This window comes from Geodermatophilus sp. SYSU D00684, from assembly GCF_054050455.1.
On the sequence record NZ_JBJGZI010000038.1, the window covers coordinates 1 to 25,624 of the forward strand.

At 77.0% G+C, this 25,624-nt stretch carries 28 protein-coding genes and 1 tRNA gene; 13 read left to right on the plus strand and 16 right to left on the minus strand.

Annotated features, from left to right (window positions below):
• Window positions 1-114 precede the first annotated feature (114 nt).
• Both ACI79L_RS21775 and ACI79L_RS21780 read right to left on the minus strand, forming a co-directional pair.
• Entirely contained in the window at window positions 115-534 is a 420-nt protein-coding gene (locus ACI79L_RS21775; RefSeq protein ID WP_456938795.1) for a PaaI family thioesterase, read from the minus strand.
• Window positions 531-893 (minus strand): VOC family protein, encoded by a 363-nt coding sequence (locus ACI79L_RS21780; protein ID WP_456938796.1) that lies wholly within the window; start codon window positions 891-893, stop codon window positions 531-533. Before ACI79L_RS21780 ends, ACI79L_RS21775 begins: the two co-directional genes overlap by 4 nt.
• Window positions 894-981: 88 nt before the next feature.
• On the opposite strand from ACI79L_RS21780, the gene ACI79L_RS21785 reads away from it, so the two are divergent.
• Window positions 982-1,680 (plus strand): YbaK/EbsC family protein, encoded by a 699-nt coding sequence (locus tag ACI79L_RS21785; RefSeq protein WP_456938797.1) that lies wholly within the window; start codon window positions 982-984, stop codon window positions 1,678-1,680.
• Here ACI79L_RS21785 and mscL read toward each other — a convergent pair.
• From mscL to ACI79L_RS21800, 3 genes are all read right to left on the minus strand, one after another.
• Entirely contained in the window at window positions 1,677-2,069 is a 393-nt protein-coding gene (gene mscL / locus ACI79L_RS21790) for a large conductance mechanosensitive channel protein MscL (protein WP_456938798.1), read from the minus strand. The two genes, ACI79L_RS21785 and mscL, sit on opposite strands and share 4 nt — an antisense overlap.
• Before the next feature lie 12 nt (window positions 2,070-2,081).
• Window positions 2,082-2,699, minus strand: a complete 618-nt coding sequence (cpaB, locus tag ACI79L_RS21795; RefSeq protein WP_456938799.1) for a Flp pilus assembly protein CpaB — start codon at window positions 2,697-2,699, stop codon at window positions 2,082-2,084.
• An 85-nt stretch (window positions 2,700-2,784) separates the two neighbouring features.
• Window positions 2,785-3,123: an FmdB family zinc ribbon protein gene (locus ACI79L_RS21800; protein ID WP_456938800.1), complete on the minus strand. Its 339-nt coding sequence runs from the start codon at window positions 3,121-3,123 to the stop codon at window positions 2,785-2,787.
• A gap of 210 nt (window positions 3,124-3,333) precedes the next feature.
• On the opposite strand from ACI79L_RS21800, the gene ACI79L_RS21805 reads away from it, so the two are divergent.
• Window positions 3,334-4,365 carry a class I SAM-dependent methyltransferase gene (locus ACI79L_RS21805; RefSeq protein ID WP_456938801.1) on the plus strand — a complete coding sequence of 344 codons (1,032 nt, stop codon included), beginning with the start codon at window positions 3,334-3,336 and terminating at the stop codon, window positions 4,363-4,365.
• On the opposite strand, the gene ACI79L_RS21810 is transcribed toward ACI79L_RS21805, so the two are convergent.
• Window positions 4,275-5,033 carry a bestrophin-like domain gene (locus ACI79L_RS21810; RefSeq protein ID WP_456938802.1) on the minus strand — a complete coding sequence of 253 codons (759 nt, stop codon included), beginning with the start codon at window positions 5,031-5,033 and terminating at the stop codon, window positions 4,275-4,277. The genes ACI79L_RS21805 and ACI79L_RS21810 overlap by 91 nt on opposite strands.
• 287 nt (window positions 5,034-5,320) lie before the next feature.
• On the opposite strand from ACI79L_RS21810, the gene ACI79L_RS21815 reads away from it, so the two are divergent.
• Window positions 5,321-5,773, plus strand: coding sequence for an SRPBCC family protein (locus ACI79L_RS21815; RefSeq protein ID WP_456938803.1), 453 nt, complete (start codon window positions 5,321-5,323; stop codon window positions 5,771-5,773).
• A gap of 14 nt (window positions 5,774-5,787) precedes the next feature.
• Here the strand turns inward: ACI79L_RS21815 and ACI79L_RS21820 are convergent, their stop codons facing one another.
• The 3 genes from ACI79L_RS21820 to ACI79L_RS21830 all read right to left on the minus strand — a co-directional run bounded on the left by ACI79L_RS21820 (window position 5,788) and on the right by ACI79L_RS21830 (window position 9,291).
• Window positions 5,788-6,687, minus strand: a complete 900-nt coding sequence (locus ACI79L_RS21820; protein ID WP_456938804.1) for an alpha/beta fold hydrolase — start codon at window positions 6,685-6,687, stop codon at window positions 5,788-5,790.
• A 73-nt stretch (window positions 6,688-6,760) separates the two neighbouring features.
• Window positions 6,761-7,168, minus strand: coding sequence for a YkvA family protein (locus ACI79L_RS21825; RefSeq protein ID WP_456938805.1), 408 nt, complete (start codon window positions 7,166-7,168; stop codon window positions 6,761-6,763).
• Between the two features lie 26 nt (window positions 7,169-7,194).
• Window positions 7,195-9,291, minus strand: a complete 2,097-nt coding sequence (locus tag ACI79L_RS21830) for a SpoIIE family protein phosphatase (protein ID WP_456938806.1) — start codon at window positions 9,289-9,291, stop codon at window positions 7,195-7,197.
• Between the two features lie 147 nt (window positions 9,292-9,438).
• Between ACI79L_RS21830 and ACI79L_RS21835 the strand changes: the two genes are divergently transcribed.
• A complete protein-coding gene (locus ACI79L_RS21835) occupies window positions 9,439-9,978 on the plus strand; it encodes an SRPBCC family protein (RefSeq protein WP_456938807.1) in 540 nt (179 codons plus the stop codon).
• Here the strand turns inward: ACI79L_RS21835 and ACI79L_RS21840 are convergent.
• Window positions 9,945-11,225: an aminotransferase class I/II-fold pyridoxal phosphate-dependent enzyme gene (locus ACI79L_RS21840; protein ID WP_456938808.1), complete on the minus strand. Its 1,281-nt coding sequence runs from the start codon at window positions 11,223-11,225 to the stop codon at window positions 9,945-9,947. The genes ACI79L_RS21835 and ACI79L_RS21840 overlap by 34 nt on opposite strands.
• Window positions 11,226-11,455: 230 nt before the next feature.
• Here ACI79L_RS21840 and ACI79L_RS21845 point away from each other — a divergent pair, with 230 nt between their 5' ends.
• The 3 genes from ACI79L_RS21845 (at window position 11,456) to ACI79L_RS21855 (ending at window position 13,438) form a co-directional block, all read left to right on the plus strand.
• Window positions 11,456-11,950 (plus strand): MarR family winged helix-turn-helix transcriptional regulator, encoded by a 495-nt coding sequence (locus ACI79L_RS21845; RefSeq protein ID WP_456938809.1) that lies wholly within the window; start codon window positions 11,456-11,458, stop codon window positions 11,948-11,950.
• A 43-nt stretch (window positions 11,951-11,993) separates the two neighbouring features.
• Window positions 11,994-13,019, plus strand: coding sequence for an LLM class flavin-dependent oxidoreductase (locus tag ACI79L_RS21850; protein WP_456938810.1), 1,026 nt, complete (start codon window positions 11,994-11,996; stop codon window positions 13,017-13,019).
• An 80-nt stretch (window positions 13,020-13,099) separates the two neighbouring features.
• Window positions 13,100-13,438: a VOC family protein gene (locus ACI79L_RS21855; protein ID WP_456938811.1), complete on the plus strand. Its 339-nt coding sequence runs from the start codon at window positions 13,100-13,102 to the stop codon at window positions 13,436-13,438.
• Between the two features lie 6 nt (window positions 13,439-13,444).
• On the opposite strand, the gene ACI79L_RS21860 is transcribed toward ACI79L_RS21855, so the two are convergent.
• The 4 genes from ACI79L_RS21860 to ACI79L_RS21875 are packed head-to-tail and all read right to left on the minus strand — an operon-like array spanning window position 13,445 to window position 18,153.
• A complete protein-coding gene (locus tag ACI79L_RS21860) occupies window positions 13,445-14,965 on the minus strand; it encodes a carboxyl transferase domain-containing protein (RefSeq protein WP_456938812.1) in 1,521 nt (506 codons plus the stop codon).
• Window positions 14,962-16,140: a CaiB/BaiF CoA transferase family protein gene (locus tag ACI79L_RS21865; RefSeq protein ID WP_456938813.1), complete on the minus strand. Its 1,179-nt coding sequence runs from the start codon at window positions 16,138-16,140 to the stop codon at window positions 14,962-14,964. The genes ACI79L_RS21860 and ACI79L_RS21865 overlap by 4 nt, the downstream gene beginning before the upstream one ends.
• Before the next feature lie 20 nt (window positions 16,141-16,160).
• Window positions 16,161-17,555 (minus strand): SLC13 family permease, encoded by a 1,395-nt coding sequence (locus tag ACI79L_RS21870; RefSeq protein WP_456938814.1) that lies wholly within the window; start codon window positions 17,553-17,555, stop codon window positions 16,161-16,163.
• A 4-nt stretch (window positions 17,556-17,559) separates the two neighbouring features.
• The gene (locus tag ACI79L_RS21875; protein WP_456938815.1) at window positions 17,560-18,153 is read right to left on the minus strand and encodes a 5-formyltetrahydrofolate cyclo-ligase; all 594 of its coding nucleotides are present in this window, start codon (window positions 18,151-18,153) and stop codon (window positions 17,560-17,562) included.
• Window positions 18,154-18,210: 57 nt separating this feature from the next.
• On the opposite strand from ACI79L_RS21875, the gene galU reads away from it, so the two are divergent.
• The 5 genes from galU (at window position 18,211) to ACI79L_RS21900 (ending at window position 22,210) form a co-directional block, all read left to right on the plus strand.
• A complete protein-coding gene (gene galU, locus ACI79L_RS21880) occupies window positions 18,211-19,128 on the plus strand; it encodes a UTP--glucose-1-phosphate uridylyltransferase GalU (protein ID WP_456938816.1) in 918 nt (305 codons plus the stop codon).
• Between the two features lie 31 nt (window positions 19,129-19,159).
• Window positions 19,160-20,554 carry a molybdotransferase-like divisome protein Glp gene (glp, locus tag ACI79L_RS21885; RefSeq protein WP_456938817.1) on the plus strand — a complete coding sequence of 465 codons (1,395 nt, stop codon included), beginning with the start codon at window positions 19,160-19,162 and terminating at the stop codon, window positions 20,552-20,554.
• Window positions 20,555-20,564: 10 nt separating this feature from the next.
• Window positions 20,565-21,173 carry a GNAT family N-acetyltransferase gene (locus tag ACI79L_RS21890; protein ID WP_456938818.1) on the plus strand — a complete coding sequence of 203 codons (609 nt, stop codon included), beginning with the start codon at window positions 20,565-20,567 and terminating at the stop codon, window positions 21,171-21,173.
• Between the two features lie 177 nt (window positions 21,174-21,350).
• Window positions 21,351-22,064: a divisome protein SepX/GlpR gene (gene sepX, locus ACI79L_RS21895; protein WP_456938819.1), complete on the plus strand. Its 714-nt coding sequence runs from the start codon at window positions 21,351-21,353 to the stop codon at window positions 22,062-22,064.
• 72 nt (window positions 22,065-22,136) lie between these two features.
• Window positions 22,137-22,210 (plus strand) — tRNA-Ala (locus ACI79L_RS21900).
• 77 nt (window positions 22,211-22,287) lie between these two features.
• Here the strand turns inward: ACI79L_RS21900 and ACI79L_RS21905 are convergent.
• The gene (locus ACI79L_RS21905; RefSeq protein ID WP_456938820.1) at window positions 22,288-23,082 is read right to left on the minus strand and encodes an ArsR/SmtB family transcription factor; all 795 of its coding nucleotides are present in this window, start codon (window positions 23,080-23,082) and stop codon (window positions 22,288-22,290) included.
• Window positions 23,083-23,172: 90 nt separating this feature from the next.
• Window positions 23,173-24,705: a dolichyl-phosphate-mannose--protein mannosyltransferase gene (locus tag ACI79L_RS21910; protein ID WP_456938821.1), complete on the minus strand. Its 1,533-nt coding sequence runs from the start codon at window positions 24,703-24,705 to the stop codon at window positions 23,173-23,175.
• Between the two features lie 54 nt (window positions 24,706-24,759).
• Here ACI79L_RS21910 and rsmI point away from each other — a divergent pair, with 54 nt between their 5' ends.
• The gene (gene rsmI, locus ACI79L_RS21915) at window positions 24,760-25,596 is read left to right on the plus strand and encodes a 16S rRNA (cytidine(1402)-2'-O)-methyltransferase (protein ID WP_456938822.1); all 837 of its coding nucleotides are present in this window, start codon (window positions 24,760-24,762) and stop codon (window positions 25,594-25,596) included.
• The last annotated feature ends 28 nt before the right edge of the window (window positions 25,597-25,624 follow it).

Here is a 25,624-nt window from a genome sequence, read left to right on the forward strand (position 1 = left end):
TGGAAGCAGTACTTGCGACACGACACCCCCCCCCCCCCGGCCCCGCGCCCCCCCCCCCCCGCCCCCCCCCCCCCCCCCCCCCCCCCCCCCCCCCCCCCCGCCGGGCCCGGTCGCTCACGCCCCCGGGAACGGCACGTTCTGCAGGCGCACCTGGCCGCGGGCGACGAGCTTGCCGTCCTCGGCGCGGGTGAGCTGCACCAGCCACAGCTGCAGGGTGCGGCCCTGCTGCACGGGCTCGGCGACGACGTCGAGCCGGCCGGCGGTGACCGGCCGCAGGAAGTCGGTGCTGTTGTTCACCCCGACGGCGAACTGGCCGCGGTCGGCGACGGCGGTGCTGGCGCCGATCGACGCCGCCGACTCGATCACCGCGCAGTAGACGCCGCCGTGCACGACCCCCCACGGGGTGTGGTGGTCCGGCCCGAGCTCGACGGTGCCGGTGACCCGGGTGCCGCTGACCTCGGCGACGTCGAACCCGGTGGCCGCGACGAACGCGCTGGCCCTGCTCCGGTCGACGTCGGGCACCTCGGCGCTCACGCGGCGTCCCACACGAGGCAGAACGGGTGGCCCACCGGGTCGGCGTAGACGCGGAAGTCGCCCCCGCCGCCGGGCAGCTTCCGCGCACCCAGGGCCAGCACCTTCGGCTCGGCCTCGTGGACGTCGGTCACGTAGACGTCGAGGTGGAACTGCTGCGGGCGCTGCGGGTCCGGCCAGTCCGGCGGGACCAGGTCCGGCGCCTGCTGGAACGCCAGCCGGTGCCCGCGGCCGCTGACCACGACCCAGTCGTCGCCCGGGCCGCCCTTGCTCACCTCCAGCCCCAGCAGCTCGGCGTAGAAGGTGGCGAGCGCGTGCGCGTCGGGCGCGTCGATCACGACGGAGTGCAACTGGCCGATCATGCGCCCATCCTGGCCGGTCGGCGCCGCCCCCACCGCCCGTGTTCGGGCCGTCCGTCGCAGGGATCCGGCCAGGGGGCAGGATCGGGACGTGCCCGACCCGACCGACCAGCCTCCCGTCCTCGGCTCGCTGACCTGGGCGCCCGCCGCCTCGCGCACCGACCTGCTCGCCGGCCCGGTCGTGGCCGCGCTGGCAGGCCTGCCCGGGCCGGCGTGGGTCGCCCCCGTCGACGACGCCCTCGCCGACACCGCCGCGTTCACCGAGGCGTACGGGGTGCCGCCGGAGGCCTCGGCCAACTGCGTCGTCGTGGCCGCGCGCCGGGCGGGGCAGACGACGCTGGTGGCCTGCGTCGTCCTCGCGACCACCCGCGCCGACGTCAACGGCCTGGTGCGGCGGCACCTGGGTGCGCGCAAGGCGTCGTTCGCGCCGCAGGACGTCGCCGTCGCCGAGAGCGGGATGGCCTACGGCGGGATCACCCCGATCGGGCTCCCGGCGTCGTGGCCGGTGCTGGTCGACGCCGCGGTGGCCGCCGCGGGGCTCGTCGTCGTCGGCTCGGGGACCCGCGGCGCGAAGCTGGCCGTCCCGGGGTCGCTGCTGGCCGGGCTGCCCTCGGCGGAGGTCCTCGACGGGCTCGGGGTGCCGGTGACCGACGCGCCCCCGCCGGCGCCGGCGGCCCCGGCCGAGCGGGCCCCCGACGACCGCGACCTCGGCTGGGGGGAGCGCCCCGACGACCGCGACCCGGACCGCCGCTACCTGGAGGACCGGCCGCCGCACTGGGGCAGCGACTAGAGCTGCGGATCCCCCTGCCGCTCCCGCAGCAGGTCGCGGATCTGGGCGAGCAGTTCCACCTCGGTCGGCTCCGCGGGCCCGGCCTCGACGCCGCGCCGGCGCCGCTCGGCGATCCGCTTCGTCGGCACCACGACGACGAAGTAGACGACCGCCGCGGTCAGCACGAACGTGATCACCTGGCTGACGAACGCGCCGTAGGTGAAGGTCTCGCCGTCGACGGTGAACTCGCCGCCGACCCCGCCGCCTCCGGTGACCAGCGCGATCAGCGGGGTGAGGAACGAGTCGGTGAACGCGGTGACGACCGCGGTGAACGCGGTGCCGATGACCACCGCGACGGCCAGTTCGACGACGTTGCCGCGCAGCAGGAAGTCCTTGAAGCCCTTGAGCACCCGGCCATCCCCTCACGGCGACCGCGGCAGGCTCAACGTCAGCGTGGCGGTGGTGGCCGCAGCGGCGAGAGTGGCGGCCGTGGCCTCGTCGACGGCGAGCACGAGCAGCCCGCCGTCGTCCCCGCCGGACCGGGGCGCGGCCAGGACCAGCGCGCTGCGGGCCACTGCCTCGGCCCGCGCCGCGCCCGGCGCGGTGGCCAGCACGTCGACCCGGTCCCCGGCGGCGGCGAGCCCCGCGACGGCGAGGTCGGCCAGGCGGACGGGGGCGGCCACCTGGCCCGCCGGCAGCAGCGCCGTCAGGCCCGGGCCGAGCAGCCGGACGTCGGTGACCGGCTCACCGGCCCGCAGCGGCGCGGCCAGCACCCGCCCGGCCAGCTGCGCCGGGTCGGCCACGACGCCGGCCGGGACCGCGCCGGCCGGCAGTTCCGCGGTGGCGAGCAGGTCGGCGTCCAGCACCGTCCCGGCCGGCAGGTCGCCAGCGGCGGTGACCACCGGCGTGCCGGCGGGCGGGGGCGCGACCGGGGCCGGCGGCGGGCGCAGGGCGAGCAGCAGCGCGCCGACGGCGAGCGCCGCCGCCAGGCACCGGCGCAGCAGGAGGGCGGGGGAGCGGGGACGGCGGAGGCGGACCACCGGCCCAGGCTCGGCGCCCGGGAGCCCCGGCGGCGCCGGGGCGGGGGAGCTGTGGAGCGGCCGTCCGGCTGTGGACGGCCGCGGCTCAGCTCGCGGCGGCCTTGCTGCCGCCGCCCGACGACGAGGACGACGACGAGGACGAGGAGGACGACGAGCTGCTGCCGGACGACGACGTCGAGGAGGACGACGAGTCCGAGGACGACGACGCGGTGGCCTTCGACGAGTCGCCGGCGGACCCGCTGGACCGGCTGTCGGTGCGGTAGAAGCCCGAGCCCTTGAAGACCACGCCGACCGAGCCGTAGACCTTGCGCACGGGGGCGCCACAGGTCGGGCACTCGGCCACGGCCGCGTCGGTGAAGGACTGCACCACCTCGAACTGGTGCTTGCCCTCGGGGTTGGTGCAGACGTACTGGTACGTGGGCACGGCGTGGCACTCCTGGTCGAGCGGGGGTGGGACGGGCCCGGTGCCGGCGGAGGCTGGCACTCGGGGCCCTCGACTGCCAATGATGCGCCACGCCGCGACCTGCCGTCCACGGATGTCGGCGAGCGTCACGTCCGCGTCGCGCGAGCACGGGGTCGCGCTGGTGGCCCCGGACGCTACCGTCGCGCTCTCCCGGCCGAGGAGGGGTGCCCGATGGCGAGGATGCCCGACCCGAGGGTGCTGGCCGAGGTGCTGCGCGCTGGGGACCTCCGCGCGCGGCTGCGCGCCGCGCGGGAGGGTCTGACCGGCGTCCGGCTGCAGCTGATCGCGGCTGCGCTCGACCTGGGCCTGCTCGACGCAGTCGGCGAGGGCCCGGCCGGCACCGAGCAGCTGGCCGGACGCCTGGGTGTGGTCGACCGGGACCTGCTCGCCGCCTACCTCCGCGTGCTCGCCGCCGCCGGGCTGGTCACCGGGGAGGACTCGTGGCGGCTCACCCGGTTCGGCCGCGCGGTCGTCGGCGACGACGTCGTGCGCGCGTCGTACGAGGGGTTCGGCGGCTACCACACCGAGCTCTACCGGGACCTGCCGGCGCTGCTGCGCGGTGGCCCGGCGCGGCGCGACACCGCGGAGAACGGCGAGGTGATCGCCCGGCTCTCGGCCGCGATGTCCCCGCTGGTCCGCGCCCGGCTGGTCCGCACGGTCACCGAGCGTCGGCCGCGCCGGGTGCTCGACATCGGGTGCGGTGCCGGCCTGTACCTGGCGGCGGTGCTCGAGGCGGCCCCGGACGCCACCGGCGTCGGTGTGGACGTCGACCCCGACGCCGCGGCACTGGCCCGGCGCACGCTGAGCGAGCGGGGGCTGGCCGACCGGGCCAGCATCGCGGTGGTCGACATCCGCGAGGTGCTCGCCGCCGGCCGCCCGGGCGCCCTCACCGACGGCATCGACCTGGCCCTGCTCGCCAATGCCGTCTACTACGTGCCGGTCGACGAGCGGGTGGATCTGCTGCGCGCGGTCGCCCGCCTGCTCGCACCCGGAGGCGCCCTCGTGGTCGTCACCACCGTGGCCGGGCCGCAGCTGTTCAGCCGGCACCTGGACCTGCTGCTGCGGGCGCAGGAGGGCCGCATGGAGCTGCCCGCCGTCGACGTGTTGCTCGGTCAGCTCCGCGAGGCGGGCCTGCACCCGCACCCGCCGGAGCGGATCGGCCCTCCCGGCGCCGCGCTCACCGCGGTGACCGCGAGCCGCTGAGGACGTCGGTCACCGCGGTCCGGCGCACACGGTGACCTGGTCGCCGTCCGCCGGGCTCCGAAGTCGTCGAGCACGCGCTCGAAGGCCGTGGGGTGCACGGCGACGTCGCCGGCGAACGGGACGTTGAACCCGACCGCGACGAACAGGAGCACGCCGATGAGCACCGCGAGGCTGCCCACCATCACGAGGTGCAGCGCGGTGCGCTCCAGGCCGAACAGCAGCGCGAGGCCGACGGTGACGAGGGCACCGACGACCAGCGCGATCCACAGGCTGGCGGGGATCCCCCTCTCGACGAAGTCGAGCCGCTGGCTGCGCAGGCTCACGAGCTCGTTCAGCCGGTCCACCTCCGCGCCCACGAACTCCTGCTCCCCGGGCGTGGTGACGGGCGTGCCGGCGAGCACGTCCGCCATCTCCTGCAGGACGTCTTCCGCCTCGGGGTCCCCCGGGCGCCCGTCGGCCATGGCCGGCCACGAGGCCTCGACCACCTCCTCGGCCCCGGTGGAGCTCTCCCACGCGACGATGACGACGAAGGCCAGCAGCACCGCGTAGATCCCCCCGACGACCGCGACGACGAAGCCCACCACGTCGTTGTGCTCGCCCCGCAGCAGAGCGGGCCAGCGGCGCCGGTTCCCCACCTGGACGACCAGGACGAGTGCGGGGAAGACCACCACTAGCCCGATGAGGACGAGTCATCCCGGGGCGGAGAGGATGCTCCGGACCATGCTGCCCCCCGGCGCTGCCGATCCCGGGCGCTCGGGATCGCGTCGTGGTCGGGGGCAGGGTCGCACTCCCCGCAGGGGGCAGGAACCCGGCCGACCCGGCCCGCGGTCCCGTCCGCGGAGCGGCCGAGTGCGCCGGGGAGGCGCGGGCCCGCGGCGGGCCGGTCCGTCGGCCCCCGGTGGCACGGTGTCGGTGCCGCCGGGGTGGCGGCAGCACGGCGAGGGAGCGAGGCGGCATGCGGGACGTGGAGGTCCGCCGGCACGTGGCGGCGCCGGCGGAGCGGGTGTGGGCGGTGGTCACCGACCTCGCGGGGTCGCCGCGGGTGATCCGGGGCATCGACGCGGTGGAGGTCCTCACGCCGGGAGAGTTCGGCGTCGGGACGCGGTGGCGGGAGACCCGCACGATGCTGGGCCGCTCGGCCACCGAGGAGATGACCGTCACCTCGGTGGAGCCACAGCGGTCGTACACCACCGAGGCGGTGCGGCCGGGCGTCCGGTACCTGTCGACGGTCGCGGTGACCCCGGCCGGTGACGGCGGCAGCGACCTGGCGATGACGTTCGGGGCCCGGCCGACGTCCACGGTCACGCGGGTGCTCGGGGCGGTCACCGGCCCCCTCGGCCGGCGGGCGGTGACCCGGGCGCTGGAGGCGGACCTGGCCGACATCGCGGCCACGGCGGAGCGCTCCTGACGCCCGGGTCCCCGTCAGCGGGTGACGAAGCGCAGGACGGCGTCGTTCACGGCCGTGGGGGCGTCCTCGTGCACCAGGTGGGAGGCGCCCGGCACGACGACCCGCTCGGCGGAGGGCAGCAGGTCGGCGAGCCAGTCGCTGAGCGCCCGCGCGACCGCCGGGCTGCGCTCGCCGGTGATCAGCAGGGCGGGCGCGCGCACGGTGCGCAGCTGCGCCTCGGTCACCGGCGGGAACCCCGCGCGGAACTCGGCCTGCAGCGTGTCCGCGCTCTCGTGCACCTGCTGCCGGCGCTCCGGGCCCATCGCGGCCAGTGCCCGCCGGCCGAGCACCCCGCGGGCGAAGAGCTCCAGCGCCCGGCCGGGGTCGCCGCGCCGGTACGCCCAGGCCATCGGGGCGGACGTGCGCAGCCCGAACCCGAGCACCGCGAGCGTCGCGCGCGGCCGGCGGCGCAGCGCCCGCGCCAGGTCGGCCGGCCGCGGCCGGGGTCCCGGGCCGAGCACCAGCGGCAGCAGCGGCGGCTCCTCGAGGACCAGGCTGCGGACGACGTCCGGGTGCTCCAGCGCGGTGAGCAGGCAGACGTACGCGCCCCACGAGTTGCCGACCAGGTGCGCCGGCGCGGCGTCCAGCGCCCGCAGCAGCGCGACCAGGTCCGTGACGTGCACCGGCATCGGGTCCGGCGCCCCCGCGGGCAGCGGCGCGTTGGGGCGGGCGAAGCGGCGGCTGTAGGCGACCACCCGGCACCGCGCGCCGAGCGGTCCGAGCTGGGCGGCCCACGTGCGCAGGTCGCCGAGGCCGCCGTGCACGAGGACCACCGGCTCGCCGGCGCCCTCCTCCCGGTAGGCCAGCGACGCCCCGTCGACCGTCACGTGCCGCAGCGTCCCGAACCCGCTGCCCGGTGCCTGGGTCACGGCCATGCCCGCTCCTCGGTCCCGCGGGCACCCAGCGTCCTCGCCGGCCGGCCCGGAGGGCAAGCGGCGCGACCGCGGCTCAGCCGGGCAGCCGCGCCACCCGGCGCACCGCGGCCAGGCCGGCGTCCGTGCCCGGCCAGTGCCGGCGCACCGCGTCGGTGCCGGCGCGGCGGACCACCGAGCGCAGCACGAGGGCCACGGCGACCGCGTCGTCGGCGTACCCGATCACCGGGATGACGTCGGGCACGAGGTCGAGCGGCAGCGCCAGGTAGCCCAGCAGCAGCCACAGCCGCACGCGGACCCCGCGGGGGAGGGAGCGGTCGGCGGCCAGCCGGCGGACCAGCCGCAGCACGTCGGGCAGCAGCCGCACCAGCTCCCGCGCCCGCGGCTCGTCGGGCCGGGCCACCCAGAGCGCCACGACCAGCGCCAGCCAGCACAGCAGCAGGCCCCCGCCGATCCCGGCCGCCGTCCACGCCCACCCGGGCACCGCGTCCTCCTCGCGCCGGCGCGACGCTACGTCGCCGGCTGCGGCTCCACCACCGTGGCCGGGCGGGGCGTCCTCGGCGCCACCAGGGGGGCGGCCGGCTGCAGCCGCAGGCACAGGAGCACGACGTCGTCGTGCAGCCGCTGCCCGCCGGTGAGCTCGGCCATCAGCGCATCGCACCAGGCCCGGGGGGAGACGCCGTCGAGCGTGGCGGCGACCGACGCGAGGCGGGCGAGGCCGACGTCGAGGTCGGCGTCGCGCCGCTCGACGAGGCCGTCGGAGTACCAGAGCAGCGTCGAGCCCGGCGGGACCTCGACCTCGTCCTCCGCGCGCGGCCCGGCGGCCGCCGCCAGCGGCCGCGACCGCCCGCCGGTGAGGTACCGGGCGTCGCGGCCGGTGACCAGCAGCGGGGGCGGGTGCCCCGCGCAGGCGTAGCGCAGCCGGCAGGTGGCCGGGTCGTACTCGCCGTAGCCGATGGTGGTGAGCGCCGCGCCGGGGACGGCCGACGACGCCCGGTCCAGCGCCTCGAGGACCGCGGCGGGCCCGTCGTGCGGCGCGGCGGCCAGCACGCTCAGCGCCGAGTGCAGCCGGCCCATCGCCGCCGCGGCCCGCAGGTCGTGCCCGACGACGTCGCCGACGGCGAACCCGACCCGGCCGAAGGGCAGCGGGAAGGCGTCATACCAGTCGCCGCCGATGTCGTGCTGCTGGTCGGCCGGGCGGTAGCAGCCGGCGAGCACCGCGCCGGGCAGCTCGTCGGGCACGGCGGGCAGGAAGGCGCGCTGGAGCTGGTGGGCGGCGTCCCGCTCCTCCTCGTACAGCCGGGCCCGGTGCAGCGCGGGGCCCATGAGCTCGGCCAGCGTGCGCGCCATCGCCTCGGCGTCGTCGGCGTCGTCGGCCTCGTCCTCCTCGTCGGCGGACCGGAAGCCGAGGGCCCCGAACGTCGTGCCGGCGACCCGGGCCGGCACCGCCAGCCCGGCCGGGGAGCGGACGGCGGCGCCGCGGCGGGCGGCGGTGGCCAGGGGAGACGGGTCGGCGAGCGGCAGCACGGTCTCCCCGTCCCCGTCGGTCGTCCACACGCGCAGCCGGCCGCCGTCCCGGTCGACCACCCCGACGGCGCCCGAGCCGGCGAGCAGCGCGATGCCGGAGCGGACCAGCACCGCGGCGATGGCGTCGGTCGTCGCCGCGGTCGCGAGGCCGGCGGTCACCCGCTGCAGCGCCTCCACCCGGCGCCGCGCGGCGGCCTCCCGGCGGGACACCGACCGCGCCCGGTCCCGTTCGCCGATCTCCACGGCCAGCAGCCAGGCGCCGAGGACCGTGACGGCGATGAACAGCTGGAGGACGGCGGCCTCCATGCGCGGCGTGTCGTGGAGCGGGGCCCACGGCCCGCGCCCCACCACGGTCATCACGTTGGCGGTGACCGCGACGACCAGCCCGGCCTGGGTGACGACGGCGACGCCGTACCGGACGGCCAGCCAGGTGAGCCAGGGGATCGTCAGGTACGCCACCGGGACGTCGACCGGCCAGAACACGGCCGCCGTCACCGCGGCGGTCAGGAGCAGCAGCGCGGCCCGCCGGGCGGGCCCGGGCGCTCCCGGCCGGCCGCGGGTCGACCACCAGGTCAGCACGGCGCCGCCCACCGTGAGCGCGCCGAGACCGTCGCCGGCCCAGAACGGGACGAGACCGTCGAGCACCGCCGGGCCCTGCGACCAGTGGATGGTGATCGAGCCGACCAGCCCGCCGACGAGCGGGCCGGCCAGTACGCCGCAGAGCAGGAACGCCGTCAGGTCGCGGCGCCGGCGCAGGTCGGGCACCGGGGCGAACCGGCGCAGCAGGAGCGCGCCGACCAGGGGCTCGGCGGTGTTGGCGAGGGCGAACCCCCAGGCGGCGACCGGGCCGATGCCCATGGCCCGGTCGATCACCACCTCGACCAGCGCGGCCGTGGCCAGGATCCAGGGCCACCGGCGCCGGTCGGTGAGCACCAGCGCGGAGAGGGTGACCCCGGCCGGCAGGAACAGGACGGCGCCGGTGACCGACGCCTCGAACAGCAGGAACGAGGTGAGGGACCCGGCGGCGTACCCCGCCGCGACGGCGAGGACGAGCCGCCAGGGCACGGACAGGCGCGTCATCCCGGCCTCCGACGAGTGGAGGGGCCCCGCGCGCCTGGTTCGACGGAGGCTGCCTCGTGCACGACCCTGGCAGGTGCGGGGCCGGAGCGGTAGGGGTGATCGTCACGGCTCTGGTCCGCGGACGCCGGCCGGTGCACCATCCCGCGGGTGAGCCTGCGCATCCCGCCGTCGGTCGAGGTCGAGGTCGAGGTCGGGGCGCCCCCGGGGGCGGTGTGGGCGGTGCTCGCCGACCCGACCCGGGTGGGGGAGTGGAGCGGCGAGTGCGTCCGGGCGGCCTGGCTGCCCGGTTCCTCGGCGGTGGCCCCCGGCGCGCGCTTCCGCGGCTGGAACCGGTCGGGCCGGTCGCGCTGGGCACGGGTCTGCGAGGTGACCGAGGTGGACCCCGGGCGGGTGCTGGCCTGGCGGACCGTCCCCACGGGGCCCTACCGCGACCGGACGCACTGGCGGGTGGAGCTCGCCCCGGCCGCCACCGGGACCCGGATCCGGCAGCGGTACGACCTCACCGGCATGCCGGCGGCGGTGGAGCGGGCCGCCGCGCTGCTGCTGCCCGCGCACCGCGACCGCACCGCCGGCCTGCGGGCCGACCTCGAGCGCCTCGGCCGGGTGGCGGCCTCGGGTCGGGCGACGGCCCCGGGTCGGGCGACGGCCCCGGGTCAGGCGACGGCGAGCTCCCCGCCGAGCTCCTGACCCGCGCTCTCCCCGTCCCGGGTGGACCGGACGGCGGCGGCCACCGAGCCCGCGGCGGCCTGCAGCTGCTCGGCGGTGTGCGTGGCCATCACCGACAGCCGCAGCACCCCCTTGCCGCGCGGGACGGCGGGATAGGCGACGGCGTTGCAGTACACCCCGGCCTCGTAGGCGGCCCGCCACGCAGCGGCGGTCGCCTCCTCGCTGCCGGTCGGGACCGCGATGACCGCGCCACTGCCGGGCAGCGGCGGGGTGCCGGCGACGGAGAGCTCGACGCGCAGCCGGGCGCCGTTCTCCTGCAGCCGGTCCCGGCGCCCGGGCTCCTCGCGGAGGATGCGCAGCGCGGCCAGCGCCGCGCCGACGCCGGCCGGCTCGTTGGCGGCGCTGAACACGTAGGGCATGGCGCCGGCGCGGATGCCGTCGGCCACCGCCTTCGACGTCAGCACCGCCCCGCCCACGCTGGCCAGCGACTTGCTGAACGCCAGCGTCACCGCGTCGACCCGGTCCAGGACGCCGCAGTGCTCGGCCGCGCCGCGGCCCTGCTCGCCGAGGACGCCGAGGCCGTGCGCCTCGTCGACGACCAGCCGCGCGCCGTACGCGGCGCACTGCTCGGCGAGGCCGGCCAGCGGCGCGGTCTCGCCGGTCATCGAGTAGACGCCGTCGACGACGACGACCGCGCCGGCCTGCGGGTCGAGCCGGTCCAGCCGCCGGACCAGCGACTCCAGGTCGTTGTGCCGGAACCGGACCACGGTGCCGCGGCTGGCGGCCGCCCCGGCGTGCACGCTGGCGTGCGCGTGCGCGTCGACCAGCAGCGCGTCGCCCGGACCGCAGGCGGTGGACAGCAGCGCGACGTTGGCGTTGACCCCCGAGGAGGTGAGCACGGCCGCCTCGACGCCGTAGTGGTCGGCGAGCTCCTCCTCCAGCTGCAGGTGCAGCCGGGTGGTGCCGTTGAGGACGCGGCTGCCCGAGGTGCTCGTGCCGAACCGGCGGACCGCGGCCACGGCGGCCTCGACGACCCGCGGGTCACCGGCCAGGCCGAGGTAGTTGTTGCTGCCCAGGTTCACCCGCGGGACGCCGTCGTCGTAGACGGTGACCGGCTCCGGGGCGCCCGCCGTCGGGACGCCGTGGGTGCCCACCCCGGCGCGGTCGTGCTCGCGCAGCAGCGCGGCGAGGGGGTGGCCGAGCAGGGGGGCGAAGGCGTCGCGCCGCCCGGTCGCGCGGGTCGGGGCGGGCTGCTCGCCGTGGGGCACGAGGTCTCCGTTCAGGTGGTGCAGTTCAGGAACCGGCCGGTCCGCCGGCCCGCAGCACACCCTCGGTGCCCGGTGACTCTCGGTCAACGGTGCATCGGCTCACAGTCCGGGCGGGTGACACCCGTCCCCCAGGCAGGCGTCACGCGGTGGTCGGCCGCTCACAGTGCGTACCACCGGATCCGGTGCCGGGCGGCTCATCCGGGTGACGACGCGCCGGTACCGTCGCCGCCGTGACCGCGCGCTGGCTCGACGACACCCAGCAGCGGGCCTGGCGCGCCTGGCTCACCCTCGCCGAGCTGCTCCCGCGCGAGCTGGACGCGCAGCTCCAGCGCGACGCCGGCCTCTCGCACGCCGCCTACGTCGTGCTGGCGATGCTGTCCGAGGCGCCCGGCCGCAGCCGGCGGATGAGCGACCTCGCCCGGCGGGCCAACCAGTCGCAGAGCCGGCTGTCCCACACCGTGGCGCGGCTGGAGGACCGCGGCTGGGTCCGCCGCGAGCGCTCGCCCGAGGACGGCCGCGGCAACGTCGCCGTGCTCACCGACGCCGGCTGGGACCTCGTCCGCAGCGTCGCGCCCGGGCACGTGGACGCCGTCCGGGGCGCCCTGTTCGACCCGCTCACCCCCGAGCAGATCCAGGTGCTGCGCGAGGTGCTCGAGACCGTCGTCGAGCACCTCGACCCCGACCGCTCCCGCCGGGTGCCGCACGGCGGGGACGCCGCCGGCTGAGGCGCGGGAAGCCGGGCGGGTCCCGGCGGCGTTGCGCGCGGTGATGTCCGAGACCGCGCCCCCGCCGCTGTCCGTCCTCGAGCTGGCCACCGTCGGCTCGGGGCAGTCCACCGCCGACGCCCTGGCCGCGACCACCCGCGTGGCGCAGGCCGCCGACCGGCTCGGCTACACCCGCCTGTGGGTGGCCGAGCACCACAACATGCCGGCGGTGGCCAGCACCAGCCCGCCGGTGCTGATCGCGCACCTGGCCGCGGTGACCGGCCGGATCCGGGTCGGCTCGGGCGGGGTCATGCTGCCCAACCACGCGCCGCTCGTCGTCGCGGAGCAGTTCGCGCTGCTCGAGGCGCTGCACCCGGGCCGGATCGACCTCGGCATCGGCCGCGCGCCGGGCACCGACGCGCACACCGCGATCGCGCTGCGCCGGGACCCGGCGGCGCTGGACGCGGAGGACTTCCCCCAGCACCTGCTCGACCTGCTGGGCCTGCTCGGCGACCGGCGGGTGGAGGGCGGGCTGGCCGAGCACTTCACGGCCACGCCGGCCCCGACGTCGTCGCCGGAGGTCGTGCTGCTGGGCTCCAGCGGCTTCTCCGCGCAGCTCGCGGGCGCGCTGGGCCTGCCGTTCGCCTTCGCCCACCACTTCGGCGGGCCGAACGTGCAGGCCGCCGTCGAGCTGTACCGGGAGTCCTTCCGGCCCTCGCCGGCGCTCGACCGCCCGTACACGGTGGTGACGGCGAACGTGCTCGCCGCCGACACCGAGGAAGAGGCCCGCCGGCTCGCACTGCCCGGGCAGCTCATGCGCCTGGCCATCCGCACCAACCGGCTGCGCCCGGTGCCCAGCCCGGAGGAGGCGCGGACCGACCCCGAGCGGGCGGCCGCGGAGAACATGCCGAGCAACGCCGTCGTCGGCGACCCCGCGCAGGTCGCCGCGCAGCTGCGCGGGCTGGCCGCGGCCACCGGCGCCGACGAGCTGATGCTGTCGGCGTCCACCCACGGCGTGGCGGAGCGGGTCCGCAGCCTGGAGCTGGTCGCGGCCGCCTGGGGGCTGGTCCCGGAGGCCACCGCGGCCTGACCGGGACGTCCCATCCTGCGACGCGCGCCGCACCGCGACCTCCCCGCAGTCGCCGTGCGGAGGCGGTCGGTCGGAGCTGGATGGCGGCGCTCGGCTTCACCGTCGTCCGGCGGGCCGACGCCGACGACGGCACGGTGGCGCACGCGGAGGTCCGCTGCGACGACGTCGTCCTCGTGGTCGCCGGCGACGACGCCGGGTACGTGCGCCCGCCGCTGCTCGGCCGGTCCACCGGGTCGGGGCTGTACCTGGTGCTCGACGACCCCGCCGACGTCGACGACCGCTTCGCCCGCGGCGTCGCCGCCGGCGCGCCGGTCATCGCCCCGGAGGACACCGAGCGGGGCACCCGGCGGGCGCGGCTGGTCGACCCCGGCGGTCAGGAGTGGAGCTTCGGCACCTACGCCCCTGTCGTCACCTGGTAGCGCCGCCTAGCGGCCCAGCCGACGGTAGCGGTGCAGGCGGCTGCGGTGCCGCTCGGCGTCGTCGCGGCCGAGCAGCCCGGCCAGCTCCTCGCCGAGCACCCGGCCCAGCCGGCGGCAGAACTCGACCGGCTCGTCGGCGGCGTCGGGCCGCTCGGGCACCACGCGGTCGACGATCCCGGCCCGCCACAGGTCGGTCGCCCGCACGCCCTGCGCGGCGGCCATCTCCGGCGCCCGGTCGACGGTGCGGTGCACGATCGCCGACGCGCCCTCCGGCGGCAGCGGGCCCAGCCAGCCGTTGGCGGCGGCGAGCACCCGGTCGGCCGGCACCAGCGCCAGCGCGCCGCCGCCGGTGCCCTGGCCGAGCAGCACCGCGAGCGTCGGCGCCCGGAGCGTCACCAGGTCCTCCAGGCAGCGGGCGATCTCCGCGGCCAGCCCGCCCTCCTCGGCCTCCACCGACAGCGCCGCGCCCGGGGTGTCGATGAGCGTCACCAGCGGCAGGTGCAGCTCCGCGGCCAGCCGCATGCCGCGCCGGGCCTCGCGCAGCGCCGCCGGGCCCAGCGGCGCGGACAGCGACTGCCCGCGCCGGTCCTGCCCGAGGACGACGCACGGTGCGCCGCCGAAGCGGGCCAGCGCCAGCAGCAGGCCCGGGTCCTTCTCACCGGCGCCGGTGCCCGAGAGCCCGACGACGTCGGTGGCCGCCGTCCGCAGCAGCCGCCGCACGCCCGGCCGGTCGGGCCGCCGGGACGCGGTGACGACGTCCCACGCGCTGCGGCCGTCCTCCGGGTCGTCGTCCTCGGTGCCGTCCTCCGGCGTCGGGCGCTCGGCGTCGCGGACGTCGGCGTGCCAGGTGCGCCGGGCCGACAGCACCGACAGCGCCCGGTCGGCGAGGTCGGCGACGTCCTCGTGCGGCACGACGGCGTCGATCAGGCCGCGCTCGGCGAGGTGGTCGGCGGTCTGCACGCCGGCCGGGAACGGCTCGCCGTACAGCGCCTCGTACACGCGCGGGCCGAGGAAGCCCACCGCCGCGCCGGGCTCGGCGATGGTCACGTGCCCGAGCGACCCCCACGAGGCGAGCACCCCGCCGAAGGTGGGGTCGCGCAGGTAGACCAGGTAGGGCAGGCCCGCGGCCTTGTGCCGGGCGATCGCCGCGGTGATGCCGACCATCTGCAGGAAGGCGACCGTGCCCTCCTGCATCCGGGTGCCACCGGACACCGGCGCGGCCAGCAGCGGCAGGCCCTCCTCGGTGGCCCGCTCGATCCCGGCGACCAGCCGCTCGGCCGTGGCCACCCCGATCGACCCGGCGAGGAAGCCGAACTCCCCGGCGACGACGGCCACCCGCCGGCCGCGCAGCCGGCCCTCGCCGGTGACCACGGCCTCGTCCTGGCGGCTGCGCTCGGCCGCGGCGCGCAGCTCGGCGGCGTACTGCGGGTCGACGTCGCGGGGGCCGATCGGCGCATCCCAGCTCGTCCAGGAGCCGGGGTCGAGGACCAGGTCGCGCAGCGAGCGGGCGTCCAGCCGCCGGCTCACCGCGCCAGCCAGGCGCGGACCGCCTCGTCCGACCCGCCGAGCACCGGGGGAGCGGCGTGGTCGCGACGGGTCGTCTCGGTCTCGCCGTCGGGACCGGCGGCGAAGAACCGCAGCGGCGGGCCGGGCAGCTGCAGCCGGCCGAGGGTGGCGTGCTCGACGTCGACCAGCAGGCCCTGCGAGAGCGTCTGCTCCCAGCCGTAGACCTCGTCGATCGTGCGCACCTTGCCCGCGGGGACGCCGGCGGCGGCCAGCCGGGCGAGCAGCGTCTCGGCGTCGACGTCGGCGAAGGTCCGCTCGAGCAGCTCGATGACCTGCTGCCGGTTGCCCACCCGCTCGCCGTTGGTGGCCAGGCCCGGCGCCTCCGGGTCCAGGTCGAACTCGGCGCACAGCCGCCGCCACAGCGACTCCGACCCGCAGGACAGCTGCACGCTGCCGCCCTTGCAGTGGAACAGGCCGTAGGGGGCGATCGAGGGGTGGTGGTTGCCCTGCGCGCGGCCGACCTGCCCGCCCACCGTCCACGCCGTCCCCTGGAAGGCGTGCACGCCGACGACGGCGGCCAGCAGCGAGGTGCGCACCACCTGGCCGCGGCCGGTCCGCTCCCGCTCGTGCAGCGCGGCGAGCACGCCGTAGGCGCCGTACATGCCGGCCAGCAGGTCGCCGATCGGGACGCCGACGCGCTGGGGGTCGTCCGGGCCGGGGCCGGTCAGCGACATGAGCCCGGCCTCGCCCTGGGCGATCTGGTCGTAGCCGGCACGGCCGCCCTCGGGGCCGTCGTGGCCGAAGCCCGAGATCGACAGGGTGACCAGCCGCGGGTTGAGCTCGGCGAGCACGGCGGTGCCGAAGCCGAGGCGCTCGAGCGTGCCGGGGCGGAAGTTCTCCATCAGCACGTCGGCCCGCCGGACCAGCTCGCGCAGCAGCTCCTTGTCGGCCTCGTCCTTGAGGTCGAGGGTGACCGACTCCTTGTTGCGGTTGGCCGACAGGAAGTACGTCGACTCCCGGTCACCGGCCTCCGGCTGGACGAACGGCGGCCCCCAGCCGCGGGTGTCGTCCCCGCCGCCGGGGTTCTCCACCTTGATCACCCGGGCGCCGAGGTCGCCGAGCATCATCGCGGCGTGCGGCCCGGCCAGGGCGCGGGTCAGGTCGACGACGAGGACGCCGTCCAGCGGTCCGGTCATGGCCTGGCTCTCCGTTCCGGTCAGAACAACGAGGGGACGACGACGAAGACCAGCCAGGCCAGCAGCGGACCGACGGCCACGACGATCCCGGCGTAGGCGAGGATCTGCTTGTAGAAGCGGTCCTTGTCCACGTCCTGGGCGTTGGCGAGCACCAGCGCGCCGTTGGTCGAGAACGGGCTGACGTCGACGATCGTGGAGGCTACCGACAGCGCCACCACGACCCCGACGGCGCCGATCTCCCCGGCCTGCAGGAACGGCACCGCCAGCGCGATCGAGACGCCGATGATCGCCGTCGAGGAGGCGAAGGCCGACACGATGCCGCCGATGTAGCAGAGCAGCAGCGCGATGAGCAGCGGCACGCCGAGGCCGATCACCGCCTCGCCGACGTAGTCGATCGTGCCGGCCTCCTGCAGCACGAAGACGAAGGTGAGGACGCCGGCGATCAGCAGCACCGTCGACCAGCTGATCTGGCCGACCGCCCCCTTCTGCCGGGCAGCCTGGAACAGCGCCAGCACGGTGGCGACGGTGATCGACACGAAGCCGATGTCGAGGTCGAACACCAGCGCCAGGACGGCGACCGCGGCCAGGCCGACCAGGGTCAGGACCTGGTCGAGGGTGGCCTTCTGCGGCTGCTCGGGCTCGCCGTCGGCCGCGTGCCCGCCGCCGCCGCGGCCGCCGCCGGCGGCCGGCCCGGGCGGGGTGCCGCGGCCGCGCCCGACGGTGGCCTCCGCGTGCTCGGTGTCGGCGGGGGCCGCGATGCTCACCTTCCGGCCCAGCAGCCGGCGGCCGCCCAGCACGACGAACAGCACCAGCGCGATGGCCAGGTTGAAGAACAGGCTGCCCAGGAAGACCGCGATCGGGCTGCCCGGGAGGCCCTCGTCGTCGACGATCGTGTTCACCGTGACGCCGTAGACGCTGATCGGCGAGAACCCCCCGCCCTGCGCGCCGTGGATGACCATCATGCCCATGAGCAGCGGGTTGATCCCGTAGCGGGCGGCGAACCCCAGTGCGATCGGCGCGATGATCGCGACCGCGGCGGGGGAGAGCGCGCCGATCGCGGTGAGCAGCGCGGTGACGAAGAACATGATCCAGGGGATGGCGGCGACGTGGCCGCCGACCAGGCGTACCGCGCTCCGGACCAGCAGGTCGACGGTGCCGTTGTTCTGCGCGATCGCGAACAGGTACGTGACGCCGATCAGGGTCAGCACGAGCTCGGCGGGGAACCCGGCGAGGATGTCGTCGGTGCTCAGGCCGACCGACAGCGTGCCGACGAGGAACGCGGCCGTGAACGCCAGCGCCCCCATGTTGATCGGCAGGAACGTGGCGATCGCGAAGATGGCGACCAGCGCCAGGATCGTGACGATCTCCGGGGACACGGGGGGCTCCTCGACGTCGGCGCTGACGGGTCGACCCACCGTGTCACCTACTGGCCGGTATCTCCTGCCAGCCGCCGGAGGGGGTGACGACGGCGGTCACCGGGCGGTCGTGCTGGAAGGCCGGCAGCCGGTCGACCAGCTCGTCGTCGAAGACCAGCGCCGCGACCACCGCGCCGGGGCGGACGTGCTGCAGCGCGCGGTCGTAGTAGCCGCCGCCCCGGCCCAGCCGCACGCCGCCGCGGTCGACCGCCAGGGCCGGGACCACGACCACCTCCGCCGTCCCCAGCGCCGTGGGCCCCAGCCGCGGGCCCACCGGCTCCAGCAGCCCGAAGCGGCCCGGCGCCAGCCGGCCGGTGTCGACCGCCCAGCGCAGCTCGGCGCCGCTGTCCGGGACCACCGGCAGGAGCACCCGGGTCCCGAGCTGGGTGAGCACCGCGGGCAGCCGCCCGTGGCCGGGCTCGGTCTCGTCGGGCACGAAGGCGGCCAGCAGCCGGACCCCGGTCAGGCGCTGCAGGAGCGCCGCGGCGACCGCGGCGGCCGCGGCGGCGCGCTCGGCGGGGGGACGGGCCCGGCGGCGGGCGACGACCGCCTCGCGCAGCGCGGCCTTGGCCACTTCGCCGTCCTGCGCGGAGGTCACTCGCGAAGGTTAGTGGCGGGAGACCGGCGCGCGACGGGCTGGATAGGCTCCCACCCCATGTCGACCCCGACGCCGCGTCCGGCGCGCAAGGCCGTCATCCCCGTCGCGGGGATGGGGACCAGGTTCCTCCCCGCCACCAAGGCGGTGCCCAAGGAGCTGCTGCCCGTCGTCGACCGGCCGGCGCTGCAGTACATCGTCGAGGAGGCCGCCCGGGCCGGCCTCGCCGAGGTGCTCATGGTCACCGGCCGCAACAAGGCGGCGATCGAGGACTTCTTCGACCGCACCCCCGAGCTCGAGACCGCGCTGGAGAAGAAGGGCGACGCCGACCGGCTGGCCGCCGTCCACGAGTCCACCGAGGTCGCCCAGGTGCACTTCGTCCGGCAGGGCGAGGCGCGCGGGCTGGGCCACGCGGTGCTGCAGGCGGCCGCCTTCGTCGGCGAGGAGCCGTTCGCCGTCCTGCTCGGCGACGACCTGATCGACGCCCGCGACCACCTGCTCGAGCAGATGCTCGCCGTCCAGGCCGAGCACGGCGGCTCGGTGATCGCCCTGCTCGACGTCGGCCGGGAGAACATCGACAAGTACGGCGCGGTCGCGGTCGAGCCCGGCTCGTCCGACGGCGTGGTGACCGTGACCGGCCTGGTGGAGAAGCCGCCGGTCGACGAGGCGCCGAGCAGCCTGGCGATCATCGGCCGCTACGTGCTCGCCCCCGAGGTGTTCGGGGTGCTGCGCGAGACCGCGCCCGGCCGCGGCGGGGAGATCCAGTTGACCGACGCGCTGGCCACGCTGGTCGAGCGCGGCGAGCCGCTGCACGGCGTGGTCTTCGACGGCCGCCGCTACGACACCGGCGACAAGCTCGACTACCTCAAGGCGGTCATCCGGCTGGCCGCCGAGCGGGAGGACCTCGGCCCCGCGCTGCGCTCCTGGCTGACCGAGTTCGTCGCCGACCTGCCCGCCGAGGGCGCGTCGCAGGCCTGACCCGCTCCCCGCAGGGGGGACGATCGCAGCGATGAGCGAGAACGGCACGCCCGGGGCGCGGGACACCACGGCGCTGGACCTCCGCAGCGGGGCCACCCTCGACCCCCCGACGTCGCCGCGGCTGGCGGTGCACACCACGGCCGCGATCGGTCCCGACGCGGCGCTCCCGGCCCCGCCGGCGGCCGCCGAGCCGGAGACGCCGGTGCTGCGCACGGTCGAGGCGCACCTGGACGAGATCCTCGCCGCGGTGCCGCAGCCGGAGCCGATCGAGCTCGCCGTCCTCGACGCCCAGGGCCTGCTCTGCGCCGAGGAGGTGGTCAGCGCCCGCGCGCTGCCCGCCTTCGACCAGGCCGCGCTGGACGGCTACGCCGTCCGGGCCGAGGACGTCGCCGCGGCCACCCCGGACGCGCCGGTGGAGCTGGCCGTGGTGGGGGAGACCGTCGCCGGCGCGGCGGGCCCGACCGCGCTCGCGCCCGGGCTGGCGCAGAAGGTGGCCGCCGGGGCGATGCTGCCCACCGGCGCCGACGTCGTCGTCCCGGCCGTGTGGACCGACCGCGGGCTGGTCCGGGTGCAGGTGCACGGCGCGCCCGAGGCCGGCGGCTACGTCCGGCGGGCCGGCGACGACGTCTCGCCCGGCACCGTCGCCGTCCGCACCGGCACCCCGATCGGCCCGGCGCAGATCAGCCTGCTCGCCGCCGTCGGGCGCGACCGGGTGCACGTCCGGCCCCGGCCGCGGGTCGCCGTCCTGTCCGCCGGCACCGAGCTGGTCGACATCACCGCCCAGCCCACGCCCGGCCAGGTGGTCGACGTCAACACCTACGCCCTGGCCGCGGCCGCCCGCGACGCCGGCGCGGCCGCCTACCGCTGGGGGATCCTGCCCACCGACCGGCGCCGGCTGACCGAGGTGCTGGAGAGCCAGCTGCTGCGCAGCGACCTGGTGCTCATCGCCGGCACCTTCGCCGCCGAGGGCGACATGGTGCAGGAGGTCCTCGCGGAGCTCGGCCCCATGCGCTTCCGTCAGGTGACGATGCACCCGGGACCGGTGCAGGGCTTCGGCCGGCTGGGCCGGGACGAGGTGCCGGTCATCTGCGTGCCCGGCGAGCCGGTCGCCGCGCTGGTGTCCTTCGAGGTCTTCGTGCGCCCGGCGATCCGCTCGATGCTGGGCAAGCGGCAGCTGTTCCGCCGCACCGTGCAGGCGATCTCCGCCGAGCGGCTGGTCTCGCCGCTGGGCTACCGGCAGTACCTGCACGGCCAGGTCATGCGCCACCCCGACGGCGGCTACGTCGTCGAGCCGCTCGGCGACGGCGACGAGGCGATGCTGGCCCGGATGGCGCGGGCCAACTGCCTGGTCGTCGTCGACGAGGACGTCACCGAGGTCGCCGAGGGCGGGCTCGTGACGGTCATGCCCCTGCTGCTGGGCGGCTGACCTGGACCCGGTGCAGCACCCGGGCTGGCCCGCCCGCCTGGCCCACGGCCCGGTCGAGCTCCACCCGCTCCGCCGCGGCGACGCCGCCGAGTGGAGCCGGCTGCGGCTGGCCAACGAGTCCTGGCTGCGGCCCTGGGAGCCCTCGGCGGGGGTGGCCTGGTCGGTGCGGCACACGCCGGCGGCCTACCGCGCGATGCGCCGCTCGGTCGCCCGCCGCGCCCGGACCGGGGCGGCGCTGCCGTTCGCCGTCCGGGTGGACGGGCGGCTGGCCGGGCAGGTCACCGTGGACAACATCGTGCGCGGCGCGCTGCGGTCGGGGTCGCTGGGCTACTGGATCGACCGGGACGTGGCCGGGCGGGGGATGGCTTCGCTCGCCGTGGCGCTGGTGTGCGACCACGCGTTCGGCCCCGGCGGGCTGCACCGGCTGCAGGCCGACATCCGCCCGGAGAACGGGCCGAGCCGGCGGCTGGTCGAGCGGCTCGGCTTCCGCCGCGAGGGGCTGCTGCGCCGGTACCTCGACATCGACGGCGACTGGCGCGACCACCTCGCCTACGCGCTGCTGGCCGAGGACGTGCCGCGCGGCGTGCTCCGGCTCTGGGCCTCCCACACACCCCGCTGACGGATCTCTATCACGTTCACGCTTCGTGAGCAGTCGACTACGTGTCGACACGCCGCTTGGCAAACCCCTTCCGTCACACGACCACTCGCGCGACACGCCCAGGAACATCCCTCTACCTGGGGATTCGCGTGCATAACCTGCCGCGGCAAGTGACTCGTGTGACGGGTGGTGTTCTCGATGGGGTCAGGCGTGCTTCTCGCCGCGCTGGTCGTGCTGTGGTTCGTCGTGCTGGTGCCGATGGTGGTGACCCGCGGTGACTCTCCTTCGACCCGCGCGGAGGTCACCCGGGGCCGGACGCTGCAGCGCCGGCGCGTGGGTGACCCGGTCCGCTCGGCGGAGACCGAGCGGGTCGCGGTGGACCGCGACCTGCTGCGGCAGACCGGCGAGCTGCGGATCGACGTGCACGCCGTCCGGCGGCGCACGCTGGCCGGGCTGCTGGCGCTGACGCTGCTGGCGCTGGTCGGCGCGCTGACCCTCACCCCGTGGCTGTGGGTGGCCCAGGGGCTGCTCGACGTCGCGCTGGTCGGCTACCTGGTGGTGCTGCGGGCCGCCGCGCGCCGGGAGCGGGCCGCCGCCCGCCGGACCGCCCGCGCCGCCGCCCGCTCGACCGCGCGGCCGGCCGCCCGCCCCGCGCCGCAGCCGGCGCCCCGGGTGGCCGAGCCGCTGGTCGCCGAGCCGGTGCTCGCCGACGACGAGCCCGTGCACCCGACCGTCGGCCTGCCGCACCCGAGCCTGCCGCTCGCGCCGGTGCACCCCCTGCGCCCGGCCCGCGTGGTGGCCGCCCGCCCGGTGCCGGCCGGCTGGCAGGACAGCGCCGTCGTCGGCCTGGACGACGACGACATCGGCTTCGCCGACATCGACCTGTACCAGCCGCGCGTGGTGAACGGCTAGACCGCGACACCCCGGGTGCCACCCCGCTGGTGGCGCCCGGGGTCGCGGGCGGTAGTCTTGGGCCCGCAGTCAGGGGCTGTAGCGCAGTCCGGTAGCGCACCTCGTTCGCATCGAGGGGGTCAGGGGTTCAAATCCCCTCAGCTCCACCCAGACCGCACCACCGCCGACGCCGTCGGGGCACCCGCCCCGGCGGCGTCCGCCGTTCCGGGACCCCGGACGCCGGTCAGGCCGGGGTCGGCGCCATCTCCCACGGCGCCTCCGGCAGCACCTCGCCGGTCTCCAGCAGCGACTTGAGGTTGGCGCACACGGCGGGCCAGCCCTGCGACACCTGGCCCAGCTCGGTCTCGCCGGCCAGGTTCTCGTGCGTCACCGTCAGCCGGACGATGCCGCCGTGCTCCTCGACGAGGAACGTCACGACCGAGTCCCCGCCCGGGGGCTCCTCGCCGTCGGCCTCCCCGAAGGTGACCACCAGGCGCCGGGGCGGGTCGGTCTCGAGCACCCGGCCGCCGGCGTCGGCGACGCCCGACCCGTCGGTGCGCCGGTGCTCCCAGCGCGAGCCCGGCCGCCAGTCCGAGACGTTCGCGTGGCCCCAGAAGCGGGCCGTGAGGTCGGCGTCGGTCAGCGCGTGCCAGACCTGCGCGGCCGAGGCACGGATGTACGTGACGTAGACGTAGGCGGGGACCCGCTCGCTCATGGCGTGCTCCTCTGCTGCGGTGCGGATGGCGGACAGCGCCTGCAGGCGCGGCCGGTCGAACGCCGCGATCCACCGCTGCTCGATCTCGGCGATCGGGACCGGGTTGAGGAAGTGCAGCCGCTCCCGGCCGCGGCGGACGGCGGTGACCAGCCCCGCGGCGACGAGGACGTCGAGGTGCTGCGTGGCCGACTGGCGCGCCATGCCGGTGTCCGCGCACAGCTCGCCGAGCGTCTGGCCGTCACGCTCCCGCAGGCGGTCCAGCAGGAGCCGCCGGGTGCGGTCGGCCAGCGCCTTGAAGACGGCGTCCTCGCGCCCGGGCTGCACGCCGCCAATCGTGCAGGTATCCACCTGCACGTGTCAACGCGCGGACCCGGGGGCCGCGGTGAGCCCCCGGGTCCGCAGAACGGCGGCCCCTCAGAACCAGGAGGGGAACCACATGCGCAGCAGCCAGTCGGCGTGCGACAGCGGGCGCCCGGCGAGCACCGGGTAGAAGAAGACGAAGGTGCCGGCCACCACGGCGACGTAGCCGCTGACCGCGGCCAGGCCGGCGCTGCGCCGCCACTCCGGAGCGCCCGGGCGGCCGAGGACGTCCTGCAGCACCAAGGTCACGGCCAGCACGAAGAACGGCAGCACCGGCGCCATGTAGAAGACGAACATCGTGCGCTCGGGGTTGAGGAACCAGGTGCCCCAGCCGGCGGCGACCGTGACGGCGACCAGCAGCGCGGCCGGGTCGCGGCGGGCGACGATCCGCCAGGCGGTCCAGGCCAGCGCGGGCGCGAACGCCAGCCACAGCGTCGGCGTCCCGACCATGAGGATGTAGCGGACCACCTGGTCGCCCGCGGCGTCGGTGAGCCCCTGCGGGTTCCACAGCAGGATCGGCCGGCCGTTCACCAGCCAGGTCCAGGGCCCCGACTCCCACGGGTGCGGCGTGGACAGGCCGTTGTGGAAGGTCCACCACTCGGCGTGCATGTGCCACCAGGAGCGCAGCGCGTCGGGGACCCACGGGAACGCCGTCTCCGGGTTGCGCTGCGCCCACCAGCGCCCCTGCGCCGTCTCGCCGAGGAACCACCCGGCGAAGCTCGCGACGTAGGTGAGCACCGGCACGGCGGCCAGCGCCCAGATGGCGCCGGGCAGGCCGCGGCGCAGCGCCGTCGCCGTCGGCCTCGGGGCCCCGGCCTCCCGCCAGGCCTGCCGGTCCCACCACAGGGACAGCACGGCGCAGAACGCCAGGAACCAGATGCCGCTCCACTTCACCGAGCAGGCGCAGCCGAACAGCAGGCCGGCGGCGATCCGCCAGCCCCGCGGGCCGAGGCGGAAGCCGGTGGCGGGGACCGGCCGGGAGCCGGCGATGCGGGCGCGGACCCGCTCCCGGTCGACCACCAGGCAGGCGACGGCGGCCAGCACGAACAGCTGCAGGAAGACGTCGAGCAGGCCGATCCGGGAGACGGTGAACGCGAAGCCGTCCAGCGCCAGCAGCAGGCCGGCGACCAGGCCGAGCAGCGTGGACCCGGTCAGCCGCCGGGCCAGCCGGGTGAGCAGGACGACGGCGAGCGCCCCGGCCACCGCCGAGGGGAACCGCCAGCCCAGGCTCGTGTAGCCGAACACCTGCTCGCCGGCGGCGATGAGCCACTTGCCCAGCGGCGGGTGGACGATGAACGTGTAGCCGCGGTTGTACTCGTGGCCCCAGACCAGCAGGTCGTGCGCCTCGGGCGGGTAGTAGGCCTCGTCGAACAGCAGCGTGTCGGGGTAGCTGATGCCGACCAGCCGGCCGGCCAGCGCGGCGACGCCGAGCACCGCGGCCAGGACCCACGAGAGCAGCCGGTCGCCGGGCAGCGGCGGGATCCGGTCCACCCGCGGCCGGGGCGCCGGCCAGCGGCGCGGGGGACGGGCGGGGGCGTCGTCCGGCTGGTCCCCGGCGCCCGTGCGCTCGGGAGCCAGGACCGCCATGCGCCTCAGGGTATGTGGGACGGCGGTGCGCCCCGGCGTGACAGGCTCGTCACCGTGACCGGACGGCTCGTGCTCGGTGGTGCGCCCCTCGGCCAGCCCGGCGACGTCGGCCCGCGGCTGCGGCAGGCGATGGCGTCGGCCGACGTCCTGGCGGTGGAGGACACCCGGCGGCTGCACCGGCTGGCCACCGACCTCGAGGTCGCGCTGACCGGCCGGGTGGTCACCTTCCACGAGTCGGTCGAGCGGCAGCGGCTCCCTGGGCTGATGGCGGCGCTGGCCGACGGCGCGACCGTCCTGCTGCTCACCGACGCCGGCATGCCCTCGGTCTCCGACCCCGGCTACACGCTGGTGCGGGCGGCGATCGACGCCGGCGTCGAGGTCACCTCGGTGCCCGGGCCGTCCGCGGTGACGACGGCGCTGGCGGTCTCGGGCCTGCCGGTCGACCGGTTCTGCTTCGAGGGGTTCCTGCCGCGGAAGGCGGGGGAGCGCCGGTCCCGGCTGGCCTCGCTCGCCGACGAGCGCCGCACGATGGTCTTCTTCGAGTCGCCGCACCGGCTGGCCGAGGCGCTCGCCGACTGCGCGGCCGCGTTCGGGGACGCGCGGGAGGCCGCGGTGTGCCGGGAGCTGACCAAGACGCACGAGGAGGTCCGGCGGGGGCCGCTGTCCGCGCTGGCCTCGTGGGCCGCCGACGGCGTGCGCGGGGAGATCACCCTCGTCGTCGCGGGGGCCACGCCGGAGCCGGTGTCGCTGTCGCCCGCCGAGCTGGCCGCGCTGGTGGCGGGGGAGGAGGCGGCGGGCGCCACGCGCAAGGACGCCATCCGCGCCGTCGTCACCCGCACCGGCCTGCCCCGCCGCACCGTCTACGACGCCGTCGTCGCCGCCAAACCCTGAGGCCGCGGGGCGCGAGTGTGCGCCCGCC

What these genes read in the sequence shown, in the direction of transcription:
- ACI79L_RS21820 (WP_456938804.1), bottom strand. Translation starts at nt 6,687, where the DNA reads ATGGCCGTGACCCAGGCACCGGGCAGCGGGTTCGGGACGCTGCGGCAC.
- sepX (WP_456938819.1), top strand. Translation starts at nt 21,351, where the DNA reads ATGGGGTCAGGCGTGCTTCTCGCCGCGCTGGTCGTGCTGTGGTTCGTC.
- ACI79L_RS21850 (WP_456938810.1), top strand. Translation starts at nt 11,994, where the DNA reads ATGTCCGAGACCGCGCCCCCGCCGCTGTCCGTCCTCGAGCTGGCCACC.
- ACI79L_RS21910 (WP_456938821.1), bottom strand. Translation starts at nt 24,705, where the DNA reads ATGGCGGTCCTGGCTCCCGAGCGCACGGGCGCCGGGGACCAGCCGGAC.
- ACI79L_RS21805 (WP_456938801.1), top strand. Translation starts at nt 3,334, where the DNA reads ATGGCGAGGATGCCCGACCCGAGGGTGCTGGCCGAGGTGCTGCGCGCT.
- ACI79L_RS21865 (WP_456938813.1), bottom strand. Translation starts at nt 16,140, where the DNA reads ATGACCGGACCGCTGGACGGCGTCCTCGTCGTCGACCTGACCCGCGCC.
- ACI79L_RS21815 (WP_456938803.1), top strand. Translation starts at nt 5,321, where the DNA reads ATGCGGGACGTGGAGGTCCGCCGGCACGTGGCGGCGCCGGCGGAGCGG.
- ACI79L_RS21830 (WP_456938806.1), bottom strand. Translation starts at nt 9,291, where the DNA reads ATGACGCGCCTGTCCGTGCCCTGGCGGCTCGTCCTCGCCGTCGCGGCG.
- ACI79L_RS21855 (WP_456938811.1), top strand. Translation starts at nt 13,100, where the DNA reads ATGGCGGCGCTCGGCTTCACCGTCGTCCGGCGGGCCGACGCCGACGAC.
- galU (WP_456938816.1), top strand. Translation starts at nt 18,211, where the DNA reads ATGTCGACCCCGACGCCGCGTCCGGCGCGCAAGGCCGTCATCCCCGTC.
- ACI79L_RS21780 (WP_456938796.1), bottom strand. Translation starts at nt 893, where the DNA reads ATGATCGGCCAGTTGCACTCCGTCGTGATCGACGCGCCCGACGCGCAC.
- glp (WP_456938817.1), top strand. Translation starts at nt 19,160, where the DNA reads ATGAGCGAGAACGGCACGCCCGGGGCGCGGGACACCACGGCGCTGGAC.